A 17,193-nucleotide genomic window follows, 5' to 3' on the forward strand; every position below is an offset into this window, starting at 1 on the left:
AGCCATGCACAGCAGCACTTTCGTTCATGTACCGAAAAGTTGACTAGGGCCCCAACCCCACCTTCCAACTTTGACCTTCACGGACAGGGGCAATTATCAGAGAATAATCGTTGGGTAATCATGGCAAAAATAATTCCGTGGTCAGAATTTGAAGATGAATATGCCGAAAATTTTACAGTATCTACAGGAGCGCCTGCCAAATCATTTAGGATGGCATTGGGGGCATTAATAATTAAAGAAAGGCCTTGATCCAGCGACAAAGAAACGCTAGAACAAATAAGAGAAAACCCATACCTACAATACTTTATAGGGATGACAACCTATAGTGATGCTGCACCATTTGATTCATCCATGTTTGTTCATTTTAGGGAGAGAATAGGAGTCAACCTAGTCAATAAAATTAACGAAAAAATGGTCAAAGAGCAGACCGAAGTGCCAGGAGTTATCGTCGAAAAAGAGTCATCAGAAATAAGTGAACCCAAAAATCAAGGAAAATTAATATTAGATGCAACCTGTACGCCAGCCGACCTTAAATATCCGACCGACTTAGGACTATTAAATCAAGCAAGAGAACATACTGAAAAAATCATAGATGCTCTACACAATCAAATTAAGTCACCCGTAAAAAAAACCGAGAACTTATCGAAACCGAGCCAGAAAAGAATACCTAACCATAGCCGGCACAGCGAAAACCACGACAAAAAGAAAGAAGAAAAGCAATTAAAAAACAACTGCAATACATCCCAATAAATTTGGCGAATATAGAGGGAATGGGTGAGCTACAGTTACTGACTAAATCTCATTATAAAATGCTGTTAGTAGTGGCAGAAGTCTACCGTCAACAGTTGTCAATGTATGAAAAGAAAGAACATAGTATTCCCGACAGTTGGGGTAAGTTTAAAGCAACCACATATCCGCCCCATCGTCAGAGGGAAAGCCGGGAAATCCGTTGAAATTGGGGCAAAACTGTCAGCCAGTTGTCGAAATGGGTACGTATTTTTAGACCGAATTAGTTGGGATAACTTCAACGAATCAGGAGACCTTAAAAGACAAGTAGAAGCATTTAAACAATTCACCGGATTTTACCCTGAATCAATTCATGTAGATCGGATATATCGAACACAAGAAAATAGAGCTTGGTGCAAAGAACTCGGCATAAGAATGAGCGGTGTCCGTCTAGGAAGACCTCCCAAAAATCTGAGCAAATCACTGAAAAAACAAGCTCAATCAGACGAGAGAATTCGTAACTTAATTGAAGGGAAATTTGGAGAAGCTAAAAGAAGATTTAGCCTCGGTAGAGTGATGGCTAAACTTGATAATACTTCTGAAACAAGCATCGCAATAACTTTTCTGGTGATGAATCTTTCTGCCCTGCTACGGCAGGCTTTTTGGCTTTTTTTCGGTCTATTTCATAACAAAAACCTTTTTTCAGGTTTTTTAGCTTCAATCATTGGTAAAAGCTATGTTTCGCCCGAACACAATTGACAAAACTTATATTGCCGAGGAGAACTCGAATTCACTCATCTTTCTAAATGCTGTTTTCTCACTTTTTCAGCAAGCCCTAAATATACAACCTTATTCTGTTTGACAGTACCTTTAATCCAACCAATTACCAGTGACAGCCAAATATCATCTATAACCCATTTATCCTCTGATAAAAATCTCGCTCTCTTTTTTTCTTCTACTTTCAAATTTAATGGGTATCGCTAGTTTTGTCGCTATGCTTTCCAATGTGACTTCTTTAATCGATTGCACTACTTGAATCAATAAAATTGTCAATAAGTAATTAGAACGTGTCAGCTTTTCTGACAAATGGGCATGATATAATTCTGGTATCATTTAATTGTTTTTGGGTAATACCAATTCACTATGAAGATACACTAAATGAGGCTGATGTCTTTCTGGTTGGAACTATATCCTTAGCGTTATATTAAATGCAGCTTCATAGTGAATTGGTATAAGAAGCTTTCTTACCCTATCTTTTTTGAGGCGATTTGTCTAGGATTGCCTCAGAGTCTGTTTTTCAGGCAACCTGTCACCCCGTCAGGATTTTCGATGATACTGTTTACTTTCTCAGCTTTGACAGCGAGAGAGTTGCACGTCAAACTTTTGAGCTTTTGAATTCATCGCCAGCAATTAACTTTTATTCATCGATGGTATTTGGGGATGAAAAGCGTCCGATCAAATCCAGCATTTTAAATTGTCTGAATCTGGCATTGCTGGCAGATTTGGATTTTTTAACCGCTGATGCACGCAGATAAACGCAGATGAGTACACAGGAATTACTTATCAAAAGCAAAGAAACCGGGTTTTTGACCTCGCAAAAAAACCCGGTTTCTGACTACTCGTGGGTCAGCCTTATAAACGTAAAATATCGTTTACGGTTGTTGCGGAATGATTAAACCGCAGAGAACACAGAGGACACAGAGTCAGAGAAGGAGAGTGATGAATGATTTCGATGTCAATGGATTTGAGATCGGAACATTTGTCATAGCAATCCGCGATAGCGAATAAACACCAACAGCACCGCCCACGATCCTAATGCGACTTTGACTGCAACCAGGATATTGAGCAAGGGGAGAATGCCACCGCTCAAAAGTGTGCCTAACTCTCCGTGCGGTAACTCATATCCTGACAGAGTGATAACGGACAATACAATGAAAACAAGTACCGAAACTTTCTCCAAAGTCGCGGCGTGCCAGCGCTGGTAGATTTCTTGCATCCACTGCGGTGATGAGGTAATCGCCACCAAGCCGATCGCAGTTCCCCCCGCTACACCCGCCGCAAAACCACCGCCTGGACTTAAATGCCCGCGAATTGCTAGTTCGACACCCACCAAGGCGGCAATCGTCGCTCCCAATCGCGCCAAAATAATCGATGGTTGATCGGTAAACTGATATATGGCGCAGGACGGCTGTTCATTTGCTAGCATAAAACTTGCACCCAAGATGGCGATCGTAAATACCACAACTTCAAAGATCGTGTCGTACAGCCGATTTCGCAAAATGATACCGGAAACCGCATTGGATACTCCACTATCTTGAACAACCAATTCGACGATCGAACTTTGCTGCGATAACTCCATTGTTGGATTGGCGATTAGCAGCATTTTGATAAACAGCGCTATCCCTGATAAAAAGTAAACCCACTTCATCAATGTTTGTCCTCTGCGTCTGGTGTATTTACATAGGTTAGGGTTGTCCCCGGTGATGAAAGTTCGGTTTGCATGATGTCGTAGACACGCCGAACTCTGATTGCGGTGTTATAAAGTTGCGCTTCGCCCCTGTGTTCTAGTTGGTTTTCTGGGGAACAAGCTGCATGAACTTCTTTTTCCATCAGCGCCCGCTGCAATGCCTGTGCACTCGCATAGGGAACGAGTTCCAGGCGCATATGGCGTTTCTCAAAAACTGTGCGGATGTCATCTATCAGTTGCTTAAAATGACCTGCGGTTTTGTCGTTTGGTATAGCATCGCCCTCTGTCCCATCTTCAATTACACCCAGACGCAGCACGAAGGAGGAACGCACCGTCACTGCATAAAGTGTAATCGCGAGTAGAGTACCCATCAAGGCTTCGGTCAAGCCCACATCCCCCGCGCCTAAAATTGTATACACCAAGGCGGCGATCGCTCCCAATACCCCCCGCAGCAGCAATGCGTGGTATGGATTGACCTGAAATACCACCATACCAGCAGCTAAGGGCAGCAGAGCGACGAGGACATAAATGTAGCTATTATCGTTCATAGTTAGTCCCTGTTTTGGAACAATAGGCCAACACATATCCCAGCATTGTGTTCCAGGTTGCTAAGCAAATGATCGCCAGAATCAGCAGGGGCCATTTACTGGGTATTTTCAGCAGCAATCCGACGACGATCGCGATCGAACCCAGCGTATCTGCTACCGAAAGACTGTGCAGTTTATATAAAACCGATCGCTTCCCAAGTAGGTAAGAAGTACCCCAAAACCAGAAAAAAATCCCTATACCGATGCAGGTATAGCTCAATACATCTATTACGATCATGCTTCACTGATACGTTTGATTATTTGTGCCAACAACATCAATCCAGCATTACCCACACTGAGGATAATCGCCGCCACCACACCGATCATCCAATCATCGCGCCAGACGGATATGACGAGAGCGATGATTGCCGCCTTGGTCGAAATACTGGCAAAAGCCAACATTGTCTGCCAGATATCATGATCTTTCCATACCTCGTACATGGGTATGAGCAGAGCCAAAATCATGGCAATTAGAATCAAGTTGTTCAAGTTGTTCAATTGTGTGCACTCCTGCTTTTTTCTTACTTAATATCGGGGCGGGCTCGCGTGCCCAACCCCCTACACCCCACAAGAAACTCTTGAGAATAGTGCAACTTAATAGACCTCTGCCATCATTGTGGAACAGGCATCCTGCCTGTTCTTGACGGGCTGTTTCGCGGGTGGGGGCGGGTTTATTTAACCTGTCTGCAATCTTTAAAGCTATTGGTGAACCCGCCCCTAAAGATTCTTGAGAATGATCCAATATCGAGCGTGTAAATAAACTCGGGTATGTCACAAAATGTAAAGTATCGTAACCCCTGCGATAGAGCACTTTTACTAACTGCGGACATACTTACGTATTTTATCGCCTATCTACTTATTTATTTCTCCCTTCTCTGCGTTCTCTGCGTTCTCTGCGGTTAAATAATTCCGAAAAAACTTCAGCTAATTACTCGAAGTCCGCCGCACCCTGTGTACTTCGTAAAAACCCTCTTCGTGATATTTCACGACAATCGTCTTAGGAGTAAAAGTGATCAGGAAGACATCTAAGAATATCAGCAAGGGCGATCGATGGTTTGGCACTTTTTCCATGATCACATCTTCGTGTCTGTGGGGACGGAGGATGAGTTCAAAAGCTTCTATATAAGCTATCGGAATCGCCATCAAGATTTTACCGAACACCCCCAACCATTCTCTCAAAGGTTCCGGGGGTGAGTAGCTGCGCGGCAACAGGAAAGCAATGATGAAGCCGATCGCAATATTTGCCAAACTAAAATCGGCAGTGAGTAGAAACCAGATCGTCAGTCTTAATATTAGCTGTCCAATCATGTTGAGAATGCCATCCAGAATAGTAGGAGCGAAATCAAGCTCATAAAACCGACCAAATGATCGAATTGTTCAAGCATACGTGGCAGTTTGATTGCCGTGCGTTGAAAAATTAGAAAATAGGCTAACCAACCAACACCGATGACGGCGATCGCCTTAAGCATATTTTCCAGCGTATAAGCCTGAACATCAAAAGCATTGGCTGCAATCAGCCCACCTAGCAACAGCAACACCGCAGGCCAAAAACCGGGTTTTGATTTTGCTTCTCCACCACGGGGCAGAAAGATGAATTTAGCAAATAGGATAGCCGTTCCTACTGCTGCCACATTCATGGCGATCGCATAAGCGGGTGTCAAATTCTTCAAAGTCAACATCTTTGCCCCAAAGCCAACCAAAAAGGGAAAGCCTGAGATCGAAAGGCTAGCCACCACTAACGCAATCCAGAGCGTAGTATTAATCTGCTTTTGTCGCAATTCCTTAAAGTCGCGGCTGGGTAAAGAACCCGCAATCAGGAATAGCGCCGATTTGACCAAGCCGTGGGCGAGGGCATAAAAGCCTGCCACTTCCGGGGCTACGAGAATCCAACCTAACTGCGAAACCGTGCTGAACGCCAGCATCCGCTTGGTATCCTTTTCAAAGATGCCATAGAACACGCCCATCAACGCCGCCCCGACTCCGAAAATCTGGACGATGGGTGCCACCTCCTCCACCATCAGCGCACAGCGCACGAGGGGATATACCCCCGCTTTGACCACAATCCCTGACAGCAAAGCCGACACAGGCGTTTCGGCTTCCGAGTGAGTTAACGGTAGCCATAACCCCGATACAAACACACCTCCCTTAACCAAGAGTCCCATAAAGATCAGAGCTGTCGCCTCTGGGGGTGCTGCACCCAAGCCGGCAAAACTAAACGAATTACTTGCCTTATAAACCAGCACGGCACCGACTAGATAAAACAGCATGGCCGTGTTGCTAATAAATAGATAGCGCAAAGCCACCCAAATCGATCGATCGGTGCGAGGATAGGCAATCAACAGAAACGCCGCAATCCCGCTGACTTCTAACCCCACATATAAACTGATAAAGTCACTAGAGGCAAAGGCCGCATTCAGGCTGCCGTGTACCATCAGAATCTGTGCATAAAAAAATGCCGTCTTCTCTGTGGGCCAACAGTAGATAATCACCGCTGCCGTGACTAAGGCATTGGTTAAGATGAAATACCCGCTCAAGCGATCGACTAACAACGTGACACTGAAATTATCCAGTAACTCCAGCGTCACCGCTGACGGCATAACAAAAAGCTGGAACGCATAGGCAGCGGACGCGATCGCTCCGAATATTGCGAGATACTTGTCAAACTTCGGAATCAAATAAATAGTAAACCCGACAAAAAACGGGAGTCCAATCCAGGCTAGCGTCAGGGTATTCATGGGGTATTATTCATCTCGATTTCGTTACTTTCTAATGTCGGATTATCTCGTGCCAGCTTCATCACACTGACCAGCATTAAAGCCTGAATCGAAAAGCCGATCACGATCGCCGTTAAGATCACCGCCTGGGGAACCGGATCGGCGTAAGCGACAACATTTTTCCCCTTTGAAATAATTGGTGTCAGCAAGCCTTCTCGCGATGCCACCACCACGTAATAGGCGATAACCCCTGTACTCATGACATCCATACAGACGATTTTCATGAGCAGGTTCTTTTTAAAGATGATACCAAAAAATCCGCAAAATACTGTTGCCAATACCAATGCTTCTAACATGGAAATTGCTTGTTGGATAAGGGGTTTTTGTTATTATATTTGAATTAGCGTATATTATTTCTAATTGGACTTAGAAATTTTCTAGCCCGTAAACTACCTGAAACGCAGTCTAGGTAAGGGAAAGAGTTTGTTGACTGTTGACTGTTGGCTGTTGACTGTTGACTGTTGGCTGTTGGCTGTTGACTGTTGGCTGTTAACTGTCAGTCGAAAAACTGAATGATGGTTGAGTGTTGACTGTTGACTCGATTTTACGCCCGACGATCAAGCGCGGATTTGATATCAGAGCTGAAGCCCTTGTCAATTATCTACTGGGCTCAATTCAAGATCAAACCGTTTACCTGTCCCCGTTTGCAGCCATTTTTGACCTGATTTTTGTCGAAATCCCGTTAGCGAATCTGTGGCCGACAACGAAGTCCGATCGTCCATCAAACCCGGTTTCTGACTACTCGTGGGTTCACGACTGTTCAATTTAACGGGGGCGAACGTCATTAAGTTCAATCATTCCGCAAAGCTGCGATCGGATCTAAGCGAGCGGCATTCCGAGCCGGCAATACTCCCGCCAATAAGCCTACAGTAAAAGACAGCCCAAAACCCGCTGCGATCGACCATACAGAAACCACAAACGGAAATTTGAACGCTGTCGAGGCCCCAAAGGCGATCGCAACTCCCAACCCAATACCCGCCGTTCCCCCCACCGTGGAAACTAAAATAGATTCCGCCATAAATTGAATGAGAATTGCTGCATTAGTAGCGCCTACCGCTTTGCGAATCCCAATTTCCTTAGTGCGTTCCACCACAGACACCAACATAATATTAGCAATACCGATGCCGCCAACCACCAAAGAAATTCCGGCGATCGCACCCACCATAACCGTAAATAAACCTATCACATTGCTGAAAGTATTAACTATCTCAGCTTGATTTACAACTCGAAAATCATCCGGTTGTGGCGGATAAATATTGTGGCGCAAGCGCATGATATTTTCAACTTGAAATTGAGCATCCGCCAAATCCGATTCGTCGGCAGTTTCCAACCAAAAACCCGATATTGCAATCCCCGCTAAAGAATTTCTCCCCACAATTCGCGAAGACATATTTTTGAGAGGAATATACACTCGATCGTCCTGATCGGTTCCCCCTACAGACCCCTTGCTTTCCATCACCCCAATGACCTTGTAGCGGTTTCCCTGAATGCGAATATCAGAGGATAGCGCATTAACTCCGGCTCCAAAAAGTTCGTCCCGCACCTTAGAACCGAGGACAACTACAGGCTCAGCAGCATTCAATTCATCCTCGTTAAAAAACCGTCCTTCTTGGGGTTGAATGTTCTTCACATCGGGATAATTTAAATCCGTTCCCAAAATCGAAGTAAATGAATTTTGTCCGCCGTAAACCACTTGCACTTGGCGCTGCAAATAAGCCGAAATCGCCTTAACTGCGGGAGCTTGTTTGCCGATCGCCCTAGCGTCATCCCAAGTAAGAGTAGTAGCAGAACCGCTTCCCTGACTGACACCACCCGATCGCGAAGCGCCGGATAAAACCAACAGCACATTTGTACCCAAAGCCTTTAACTGTTCTTCAGTTGATTTTTGTACTCCCTGTCCCACCGAAGTAATAGCAATTACCGAAGATATCCCAATAATTACGCCCAGCATAGTTAAACTGGTACGCAACTTATTATTCCACAGCGCCTCTGTCGCCATCAACGCGATTTGAACATTAGAGATTTTGTTGGTACCGGGGCGAGTCTGTAATTTCATATTAGACCTATTGCAAAAAAAATCTATGTTATAATTAAAGCTTTTGAATTTTAGACCTGAGAGCTAACTCATAATTGTAAAGTGCTGACAACAAATTACAAGGGAAACCATAACGGCGGCGACGATTTCGATAACGACTTGACAAAATGCAAGAAAACTTTTAGACTCCTATTAACTTGTTCAATCACTATTCGCTCCTGGGCTAAAGCTCGATTGTAGTCTTTTTCTAAAAGAGAAAGATTCGCATTTTTAGGTTTCTTTTTAGGAGTCGAGCTATTAAAGTTATCATCTTTTATCCCTTGATATAGCAATCCTAAATCATTTGCATAATTATTGTAGGGGCAATCCGACCCCTACTCCCCGTGGTTGCCCGATAGATAGGGGGTAGGCACTCTTAGCACTACCCCTACAAATTTATCTGAATCATTTAGGATTGCTATAGCCACTATCTTGTAAACTATCGGTTGAGGGATGGAAATGAACATTGCTTTTTTTAAACAAGCTGAAATCGTGGCAAGGCCCCGGTCCAAAATTTAGGCAAATAATCTGTTTACTTTCTTGATTAATGACCACTTGCATTTTTAGGTTGTGTTTTTTTTTATTTAGTGAATAGTATTTTTTCTGTTTGTTTTTGGGCGCTCGATAGCTGTTTCTGTGACATCCATTACCACAACTTTGCTGACGCCCAAAACCTATGAACAATGCTTTTTCCCCAGGAATACCAAACTTTCCCGTTTTTATTAAAGTTGATTCAATGTTAGTTACAATTCGGCAAATCGTTGATCCGGATACTCCCCAATTTGTCTTCCTATGAAAATAGATTCGATATTCTCGCCAATATTCCAAGGTCACTAAAACTTGTTCTTCAAGAGTTAAGGCGCTTCGGCGTCCTCGTTTATATTGAGGATTTTCATTCCCGGAATTGTTCTGAAGTGTTAACCATTTCTTTAAACGTTTGAATCTGGACACCAAATCTCCGTTTAAATTGCTCCGGTTTCAAATTTTGATAAAGCGGCAATGACCATACCACCAATCAGAAAGCCGAGCGTTGGGGACTGCAACTGAGACCCAAGTCCCGCAGGCAAGAAATACGGCTACTAAAAACCGGGGTCATGCCCCGGCTTTTGAGGTCTGTGTCGTCTCGATTCAACAGCCGTCTGGTCCACAGAAACTGTGTCCGTACAGTACCTCGGCGTCACAGATATAGATCATGCCCGCAAAATCGAGGAAAAACTTGACTGCGACCTGATCCGCAATATTCTCGGCCATATCCCGATCCGGGGTGAGCACCTCGAATTTTATATTCGCCGTGATGTCAGAAACGCTAGGTTGTCCCGACGAGCGCACGTTGCGACTGCCTTTACCGCCGGTTTCCAGAACCGTATAACCCGTTGCCCCGGATTCTTCGATGATATTGACGATCTTTTTCAGCAGAATCTTTTCCGTGACGATGACAAGCTTTTTGGCTGGCTTGGGCATATTGGTTACCTTCTTACCTACGTATGTTGATCTTAATATATTGAGTTGCTTGGTCTGCCGGGTCAAGGGAGCGCCGACAGACAGCGACCCCTCTGGGATTAGCGGCCGCCTATCGCCTGGGCCAGCCCGAGGAAGAGCGGTATACACAAGCCGATCGCAATGGGTGTACCGATTGCTGTGGATGCGCCGATGTAGGCGGAGGGATTGGCCGACGGAATCCCGGCTCGCAACGTGGGCGGACCTGAGATGTCTGAACTGGAGGCGGCAATAACAGCCAGGATCACAACACCGCCCAGGCTGAATCCTGTGGTGTAGTGGGCAATCATGCCGAGACCGAAGGCGATGAACCCATGCACCACCGGTGCCACGACGCTATACACGACGTACCACTGGGCAACCTTACGTAGTTCGCCAAGTCTTGACCAAGCCTCCATACCCATGACCAGCATCAAGATCGAAAGCAAGCCGCGGAAGAGGGGGTCGTAGAAGCTTTTATAGACACTTTCCGGCTGGGTGAACAGGCCAAGAGCAATGCCGAGCAACATTGCCGATAGGGCAGGACCCTGGAGGCTTTCCTGCACGATCGGCCATATCTTGACCCGATTATCCGCCGGCTTCTGCTGCTTGCTGAGATACTCTTGCCGGCCGCGGGGATAATCTTGCTGATCGGGATAATCGCCTGCTGCAACGGGCTGCTTGCTGAAAGACTCCTGCACGGTAGAGTGGGCTGCTGCACTACCCTTACCCTTCTTCTGGTTGAGATAAATGTTGGCCACCACAATCGCCGTTACGAGCGCTGGGATATCCATGAAGGGATAGAGTGCGGCAGCCCATGCCTCGTATGGCATCTTTTGTTCTTCCAGTAGTGTCAGGGCTGCAGCCATGGTAGAGCCACTCACAGCACCAAACAATCCCCCGGTCGCAATCGCATCTATGGTGTTGACCTTCGGCAGCTTGGCCAACGTATAGCGCGCGATGAATACAACAAGAACCCCTACCGCTACAGCAGACGCTGCGGGTATCACCATCTCCGTCAGGTTGGAATTGCGGATCGCCTGACCACCGGTCAGACCGATTTTCATGAGCAGCATGAAGACGATGATCTGATTAATCGCCTCTGGAATTACCAATTCGCTACCAAGGGCGGCAATGACCATACCACCAATCAAAAACCCGAGTGTTGGGGACTGCAACTGCTTAACGAAGTCCATTAAAAACAAGGACAAAAAATCCACGAATACCTCCTTCCGCCTCCTCTAACGAAGAGCGATTATTGTGATCGGTGAGCTTTAAGAAGTAAGGGTGCAGCGCTTCAACCCTGCCGACAGGTGTTACCGTAACACCTGTCGGCAGGGGGTTCAGAGATGGCGGCTCTCCGAATGCGGCTAGAAGGTGTCGCTGTCCTGCAGTAACTTCTATAGATAAATATCTATTAAGTAGGTAGGCGGTGTAAAGCCCAACTATGTCAACGATGGTAAAGTATCCTTAGCCCTAAGCGTGGCTGACTGAGCAATGTTTACATACAGTTACATTGTTCAGTTTAATCCCGCCTACTTACTTAAGACCCCAAATTCTATGTACTTAAGTCTATCCTTAAATTCGCAGTAACGCGCCTTCGCGGTTCAATAAAAAAATCAAAACCCTAACGCAAGCGCCTTCCGCCACCCGGTTGCAAACCTGGAATTCCACCCGATGGATTTTGGGATCTAGGCCGCAATCCGGGGGGGAAACTCATCAGCACTTTTTCATTTCCTTTCAAACCCGATCGCACTTCCGTCTTATCATCCACCGTCATACCAGTCTTAATCGGCATAAAAGCAGGTTTACCATCTTCTCCACCCGCAACATAAACCCCCGTTTCCCTTTGTTGGCGGACAATTGCCGCAGTCGGAACTACCAAAACATTTTTGAGATCACCAGCCTTAAACTCAACATTCACATTCATGCCCGATCGCAGCATTTGTTTATCATCATTAATAATTGCCGCTTTTACCTCAAAACTTGTCACATTTTGCTGGACGATCGACTGAGGCGAAATTTGAGTGATTTTACCTGTAAAAGTCTTTCCCGCAAAAGCATCGGCTTGAATAGATGCAGCCTGGCCCATCTTAATCTGAGAAATATTAGTTTCTGCTACGTTTGCTACTAATTGATTTTTTGAAGCTAAAGACAAAATGGAAGAAGAAGTTGCCGAAGAAACCGCACTACCTGCCGTAGTGGGAGTCACAAAAGCGCCCGGATCGGCGTACTTGCGGGTAACAGTGCCGGTGAAAGGAGCCCGTAGCACCGTGTCGTCGATCAGCGCTTGAACGCTTTGCAGGCTGCCTCTAGCGGCGAGAACTTGGGCGCGGGCTTGGGCGATGTCTTCCGGGCGAGAACCGGCTTCTAGCAGCGCCAAAGCTTGCTGTTTTTGCTCCACTGCAGCCCGCCCCGCAGCGATGTCTTCCGGGCGTGCGCCCGATCGCGCCAGGGCCAAAGCTTGCCGTTTTTGCTCCACAGCAGCCCGCCCTGCAGCGATGTCTTCCGGGCGTGCGCCCGATCGCGCCAGGGTCAAAGCTTGCCGTTTTTGCTCCACAGCAGCCCGCGCCGCAGCGATTTCTTCGGGGCGAGTACCCGCTTGCAGCAAAGCTACAGCTTGTTCGGCTTGCCTGACTTGCGTTTGAGATCGATCGCGCTCGGTGCGGGAGTTGTTGACAACTTGCAAAGCAAGGGCTCCGGCATTATAGAGTTCCTGATTTCTCTGAAAGTCTTCCTCAGCTTGGTTTTTGGCGTATTCGGCATCTCTGAGTTTGGCGATCGCTTGGGCGATGTCTTCAGGGCGATTGCCCTTAAGCAATTTTTGTAAATTTGCCTGTTGTTCAGCTAGTTGTGCCTCGGCTACGGCAATATCTTGGGTTCGATTGCCGTTGAGCAATTTTTGTAAATTAGCCTGTTGTTCTGCTAGTTGTGCCTCAGCTACAGCAATGTCTTGGGTTCGATTACCGTTGAGCAATTTTTCCAGACTTGCCTGTTGTTCTGCTAACACCGCCTTAGCCACAGCTTTGTCCTGCGATCGAGTGCCGTTGAGCAATTTTTGCAGGTTTGCTTCCGCGGCTGCGAGTTGTCCGCGAGTTTGGGTAAGTTGCCCTTGGAGGTTGGAGTCGTCCATGTAGGCGAGAATCTGCCCTTTTTCAACCCTATCTCCTTCCTTGACAAGCAAACTTTTGAGCATTCCTGAAGTTTTGGGGCTGACGTTAACGGAACGTTCGGGCACAATTGTGCCGTTTGCCGAAATTGTAATCGGCAGGTTCACCCTTTCGACAGCAACGGTTTTTTCCTTGCGCCTGGTTTCGCGGCTGGATTTGACTGTGAGTTGGCTGTAAGCTGTGTAGCCTACTCCTGCAAGCAGGGAAGCGGCAAGCAGCCCGCTAAGCCACGGAGTCAGCTCTTTTTTAATCTGAAAGTGCTTTACGAAGTACATATAAATTAGACCTGATGGGTCTGTCTTGAATTTAGACCGATCGGGAACCGAAAACGTTCAAATTAAGTGCGATCGAGTTCTATTTTACTTGCCAGCCATCAACACCTGTTCAGCAGTCACTTTTAAGTTTGGGAAAGTTAGAGAGACGATGGTCTGATCGCCCCGAATCTGCTGAATTTGATATTCCCCATTCACTAAAGTGCAAATAGAGAGGGTTGGTTGTTTGGGCTTCCCAATGTGTTGAGTACCACCTAATCCTGCGTAGTCTGCAATCCAATATTCAGGAATACCTAAAACTGCGTAGTCTTCGACCTTACGGGAATAATCATTTTGCCAGTTGCTACTAACAACTTCCGCCACAAATTTAATCGAACTTCCCAGTGTCAGGATCGACTCGCCAGACCAAAACAGTTCTTTGGTAAGTTCATCTCGATCGACAACTGCAACATCAGGTCTAAATGCTGTCATACCAATATTTGAAGGGCGCAATAGTCCCCGCTGAAGAACAAACCAAGGTAAGCCTGTTCCGTCGATCTGGACACATATCTTTGTGGTAATGAAGGCTGCAACCTCCTCATGAGGGCCTGTTGGTTCCAAGTCGAATACCTCTCCATCGATCAGTTCATAGCGGTTATCGCCACCATAACGGGCGATAAACTCGTCAAAGCTGAGTGGTTTCTGTTGTATTGGTTGGTCGATCGCAATGGTCATAGCTCAACTTAGCCCAATCAATTCCTTTAGTCTATCAGATGGATCAACTGGTTAGATCGATCGAACTTGTGAAAAGTTCGATCGCCCATTTCGTACTCAACAAACAGCCGCTACACCCAACTCTGTAATCGCCGCCTCCGGGCCCACCAAAGAAATATACGGTTCTACAAAATATTTCTTAGCAGCATCCCGCGCTTCTGAAGCTGTCACCTGTGCAATTTCTTCTTGAAATTGCTGGTCAAATTTAATTCCCAATCCCAAAATTTCGTACCAGCCTAAAACTTGGGCAATTTGCGAATTAGTTTGTTTTCCTAAAGCATATTGACCGAGCATTTTATTCTTGCAAGCTTGCAATTCTTCCTCGCTTAGTTGGATGCTGGTGAGTCGATCGACTTCTGTACGCAATCCTTCAAAAGCAGTCGTTGTATTTTCCGGCGCAGTACCCATGTACACCACAAACTGTGCCGTGTCCAAGCGCGTCGCGTAGAGGGCGGAAACGTCGTAAGCCAAGCCCCGCTTTTCCCGCAATTCCACAAACAATCGGCTCGACAAACCGTTACCCAAATAAGTATTCAGCAACTTAATCGCTGCGTAGTCGGGATTTCTGACAGAGGGTGCGAGGTAGCCCAGCATAATCACTGATTGCTGCGTATCTTGCGCCGTAACGACCGATTGAGGGGAGGGTGATAGGGGGGGGACGGTTAAAGTTGGCAGGGGTGTTAAAGGCGCTTTCCAGTCCCCAAAAGTTCGATCGATCAGGGCGATCGCATCTTCAGTCGAGATTCTGCCGGCTACAGAAATAACTACATTATCGGGACGGAAATAGGTTTTGTGGAACTGTTCGAGCTCGTTTCTGGTGAGCTTTGACATAGTAGCTTCCGTGCCCAAGGGAGAGAAAGCATAGGGGTGTTCCTGGTACATCGCGTGCCGCAATTGCTCGAAGGCGATCGCAAATGGCTGTTCTTGTTGCGATCGAATTGCCGATATAGCAATGCGGCGTTCGAGTTCGACTTCAGCTTCCGGGAAATTCGGCTCTCGCGTCAATTGCGCCGCCAACTCCAAAATCTCCTCAAAATCCGCAGAAACCGTCTTCAAACTCACTAAAAAATAGTCTGTAGTAGAGTCGGCACTCAACCTCGCTCCCACCGATTCTACACGCTCGGCAATTTCCAGCGAAGACAGTCGATCGGTTCCCTTAGTCATTACCGCCGACAGCAAGTGACACAATCCTGCTTGTTCCGGCTGCACGTAGCGACTGCCGGCCCGCAGGAATATCCTAGCTGCAATAATATCTGCTGCTGGATTTTCTGCTGCTAAGACAACAATACCGTTGTCTAAAACCGTGCGCTGGATTTCATTTTTCATTGAATTCTTTGTTAACTGTTGACTGTTGACTGTTGACTGTTGACTGTTGACTGTTGACTGTTGGCTGTTAGTCATGATTATTCGTAGGATGGGTAGAGCGTGAGCGTTACCGATCATCCGATTTGAGATTGGCGATTTGAGATTTTAGATTGAGGGACAAATCTCAAATTTCCACTTAATAGACTTGGGTTTCATGTCTCAACCCAACCTAGTTGCTGTTAACAGTGAACAGTCAACAGTGAACAGTGAACAGTCAACTATTATTAGATTGGTTTGAGTACCACGGCCGTATAGCGCCGGGGAGAGAGATATTGTTGAGCTAGGCGCTGGAGGTCTAATGGCCCAAATGCTTTAATCCTAGTGGGATAGCTGAGCGCTAATTCGGCACTGGCGATCGTATTGTAATATCCATAAAGACCCGCTAGCTGTCCCGGCGTTTCGAGCGAGAAAGCAAAATCGTTGCACAGCAAACGCTTACAGCGCAGCAATTCTACCTCGGAAACAGGCTCAGACTGCAATTGCCACAGCCGATCGCAAATCCGAGATTCCACCTGTTCGACATCCTTCGCATCCAAGACTGCACTGATAGTAAATAAACTCGATTCCCGTTGGAGCGAGAAAGTGCTGTCGATCGCCTCTACCAATTGTAATTCTTCCCGCAGTTCCCTGACTAAACGCGAAGTCCGCCCATCTGCGAGCAACACCGACAGCAAATCCAAGCCGCAAGCACTTTGCAAATGTTCAACTCCCGGGCCCGTCCAGGCCATCATCAGGCGCGCTTGTTCCAATCGGGGGAGACAGAGTTCCTGACGGCGAATTTCTATCAGTGGCGGTTCCGCCTCTGCGGTGAATTGGGGACAATCCCACCGATCGGAAAACTGCTCGAATGCTTTCTCCGTAACATCTCTAGCCTGTTGTTCGTCAATTCCCCCGACTACCACCACAGTCATATTTTCCGGCTGATAGTGCGATCGGTGGAAACAGCGCATTTCGTAGGGAGTTCGCGACATCAGCAGTTCTTCTGTGCCGAGTACCGATCGCCTGTAGGGATGTCGCTGGTAAACTGTTTCCATCATTGCTTGGAAACCCAGCCAATCGGGATTGTCTTGAGCTTGGCGGATTTCTTCTAGCACCACATCTCGCTCGCGATCGAATTCCCGATCGGGAATCGAAGCCCGCAGCAGCAATTCTGCCAGTGGCTGCGCTGTTTCTGCTAAATAATCAGCCGCAGCGTTGACGAAAAAATGCGCGTAGTCGTGACTTGTAGCTGCATTCGCGACACCGCCACGATTTTCGATTACTTGGTCAAATTCTCCAGGGGCGATCGAATCCGTCCCTTTAAATATCATGTGTTCTAGAAAATGAGCCATTCCCGACCAAGAATCCGGCTCCAGCGTAGCGCCAGCCCTTACCCACACGTCTAGCGCGACCACCGGTGTGGCCGAAATCCGCTGGTGAATGACCGTTAACCCGTTGTTGAGCTTCCAGACATTTGCTGGGAACTCTAAAGCAGTGAGCAGTTGAGACAAGCTAGTTATTCTTAAACTTTAGTTAACTTCGGCTGCAAC

At 46.7% G+C, this 17,193-nt stretch carries 16 protein-coding genes and 2 pseudogenes; 1 reads left to right on the forward strand and 17 read right to left on the reverse strand.

Translation table 11 applies throughout. The features are described from left to right. The first annotated feature begins 26 nt into the window (after positions 1-26). Positions 27-1,485, forward strand: a pseudogene (locus tag QUB04_RS04670) (IS5 family transposase). A gap of 35 nt (positions 1,486-1,520) precedes the next feature. On the opposite strand, the gene QUB04_RS04675 reads toward QUB04_RS04670, so the two are convergent. The 17 genes and pseudogenes from QUB04_RS04675 to QUB04_RS04755 all read right to left on the reverse strand — a co-directional run bounded on the left by QUB04_RS04675 (position 1,521) and on the right by QUB04_RS04755 (position 17,154). Next, a complete protein-coding gene (locus QUB04_RS04675) occupies positions 1,521-1,691 on the reverse strand; it encodes a hypothetical protein (RefSeq protein WP_333281646.1) in 171 nt (56 codons plus the stop codon). Positions 1,692-2,488: 797 nt separating this feature from the next. Beyond that, positions 2,489-3,154 (reverse strand): Na(+)/H(+) antiporter subunit B, encoded by a 666-nt coding sequence (locus tag QUB04_RS04680; RefSeq protein WP_333281649.1) that lies wholly within the window; start codon positions 3,152-3,154, stop codon positions 2,489-2,491. Continuing rightward, positions 3,154-3,741 carry a DUF4040 domain-containing protein gene (locus tag QUB04_RS04685; RefSeq protein ID WP_333281651.1) on the reverse strand — a complete coding sequence of 196 codons (588 nt, stop codon included), beginning with the start codon at positions 3,739-3,741 and terminating at the stop codon, positions 3,154-3,156. The genes QUB04_RS04680 and QUB04_RS04685 overlap by 1 nt, the downstream gene beginning before the upstream one ends. Further along, positions 3,731-4,018: a monovalent cation/H(+) antiporter subunit G gene (locus QUB04_RS04690; RefSeq protein WP_333281654.1), complete on the reverse strand. Its 288-nt coding sequence runs from the start codon at positions 4,016-4,018 to the stop codon at positions 3,731-3,733. Before QUB04_RS04690 ends, QUB04_RS04685 begins: the two co-directional genes overlap by 11 nt. After that, positions 4,015-4,245, reverse strand: coding sequence for a hypothetical protein (locus tag QUB04_RS04695; protein WP_333052300.1), 231 nt, complete (start codon positions 4,243-4,245; stop codon positions 4,015-4,017). The genes QUB04_RS04690 and QUB04_RS04695 overlap by 4 nt, the downstream gene beginning before the upstream one ends. Positions 4,246-4,704: 459 nt before the next feature. Then, entirely contained in the window at positions 4,705-5,088 is a 384-nt protein-coding gene (locus tag QUB04_RS04700; RefSeq protein WP_333281657.1) for a Na+/H+ antiporter subunit E, read from the reverse strand. Beyond that, on the reverse strand, positions 5,085-6,515 hold the full coding sequence (locus QUB04_RS04705) for a cation:proton antiporter (RefSeq protein ID WP_333281660.1): 1,431 nt from the start codon (positions 6,513-6,515) through the stop codon (positions 5,085-5,087). Before QUB04_RS04705 ends, QUB04_RS04700 begins: the two co-directional genes overlap by 4 nt. Continuing rightward, on the reverse strand, positions 6,512-6,850 hold the full coding sequence (locus QUB04_RS04710) for an NADH-quinone oxidoreductase subunit K (RefSeq protein WP_333052085.1): 339 nt from the start codon (positions 6,848-6,850) through the stop codon (positions 6,512-6,514). The genes QUB04_RS04705 and QUB04_RS04710 overlap by 4 nt, the downstream gene beginning before the upstream one ends. Before the next feature lie 494 nt (positions 6,851-7,344). After that, positions 7,345-8,610 carry an ABC transporter permease gene (locus tag QUB04_RS04715; RefSeq protein WP_333281664.1) on the reverse strand — a complete coding sequence of 422 codons (1,266 nt, stop codon included), beginning with the start codon at positions 8,608-8,610 and terminating at the stop codon, positions 7,345-7,347. A gap of 34 nt (positions 8,611-8,644) precedes the next feature. Next, positions 8,645-8,915: pseudogene (locus QUB04_RS04720) on the reverse strand (transposase family protein); the annotation flags it as partial. Positions 8,916-9,033: 118 nt separating this feature from the next. After that, positions 9,034-9,579, reverse strand: a complete 546-nt coding sequence (locus QUB04_RS04725) for a transposase family protein (RefSeq protein ID WP_333281667.1) — start codon at positions 9,577-9,579, stop codon at positions 9,034-9,036. Between the two features lie 177 nt (positions 9,580-9,756). Further along, complete coding sequence (locus tag QUB04_RS04730) at positions 9,757-10,089, reverse strand: P-II family nitrogen regulator (protein ID WP_333206844.1); 333 nt, start codon at positions 10,087-10,089, stop codon at positions 9,757-9,759. A gap of 98 nt (positions 10,090-10,187) precedes the next feature. Then, positions 10,188-11,324 (reverse strand): sodium-dependent bicarbonate transport family permease, encoded by a 1,137-nt coding sequence (locus QUB04_RS04735; RefSeq protein WP_333281670.1) that lies wholly within the window; start codon positions 11,322-11,324, stop codon positions 10,188-10,190. 407 nt (positions 11,325-11,731) lie between these two features. After that, positions 11,732-13,549 carry an efflux RND transporter periplasmic adaptor subunit gene (locus QUB04_RS04740; protein WP_333281673.1) on the reverse strand — a complete coding sequence of 606 codons (1,818 nt, stop codon included), beginning with the start codon at positions 13,547-13,549 and terminating at the stop codon, positions 11,732-11,734. A gap of 84 nt (positions 13,550-13,633) precedes the next feature. Continuing rightward, positions 13,634-14,260 (reverse strand): Uma2 family endonuclease, encoded by a 627-nt coding sequence (locus QUB04_RS04745; RefSeq protein WP_333281676.1) that lies wholly within the window; start codon positions 14,258-14,260, stop codon positions 13,634-13,636. 96 nt (positions 14,261-14,356) lie between these two features. Then, the gene (locus tag QUB04_RS04750; RefSeq protein ID WP_333281794.1) at positions 14,357-15,625 is read right to left on the reverse strand and encodes a pitrilysin family protein; all 1,269 of its coding nucleotides are present in this window, start codon (positions 15,623-15,625) and stop codon (positions 14,357-14,359) included. Between the two features lie 263 nt (positions 15,626-15,888). After that, entirely contained in the window at positions 15,889-17,154 is a 1,266-nt protein-coding gene (locus QUB04_RS04755) for a pitrilysin family protein (RefSeq protein WP_333281679.1), read from the reverse strand. Positions 17,155-17,193: the final 39 nt, after the last annotated feature.

It is taken from the genome of Microcoleus sp. D2_18a_B4 (assembly GCF_036702475.1).
In the GTDB taxonomy this organism is placed as follows: domain Bacteria; phylum Cyanobacteriota; class Cyanobacteriia; order Cyanobacteriales; family Microcoleaceae; genus Microcoleus.